Source organism: Mesorhizobium sp. M1E.F.Ca.ET.041.01.1.1 (genome assembly GCF_003997355.1).
In the GTDB taxonomy this organism is placed as follows: domain Bacteria; phylum Pseudomonadota; class Alphaproteobacteria; order Rhizobiales; family Rhizobiaceae; genus Mesorhizobium.
In genome coordinates this window covers 1-394 of sequence record NZ_RZSL01001287.1, presented here as the reverse complement: position 1 = coordinate 394, position 394 = coordinate 1, and the positions used below count along the sequence as shown (strand labels likewise).

Genomic DNA, 394 nt, shown 5'->3' with positions numbered 1-394 from the left:
CTCTTGAGTTAGGCCAGCAGCTCCAGCGCCACCTCTTCCTCGTCGTAGGCGTTGCGGCCCACGGCGCCGCTGGCGGCGAGCTTGTAGCCGCTTTCCTCGATGGTGATGCGCGGCCAGAGCATGCCGGGCGTGTCCCACAGGTAGAAGTCGTCGGCCAGCGTGATGCGCCGCTCCAGCTTGGTGATGCCGGCCTCGTCGCCGGTCTTGGCCTGGCGCTTGTCGCTCAGCGTGTTGATGAGGGTGGACTTGCCCACGTTCGGAATGCCGCAGATCAGCACCCGCATGGGCTTGGCCATGCCGCCGCGCTGCGGCGCGAGCTGGTGGCAGGCCTCGATCAGCCGGCGGGCGGGCGCGGGCTCGGAGGCATCGAGCCCGATGGCGCGGGTCTCGGCGC

General features: G+C 70.1%; 1 protein-coding gene. It reads right to left on the bottom strand.

The features are described 5' to 3' along the window. Positions 1–8: 8 nt before the first annotated feature. Positions 9–394 (bottom strand): GTPase (locus EOA38_RS38825; protein ID WP_210213039.1); only part of this gene is annotated, 386 nt, incomplete at its 5' end.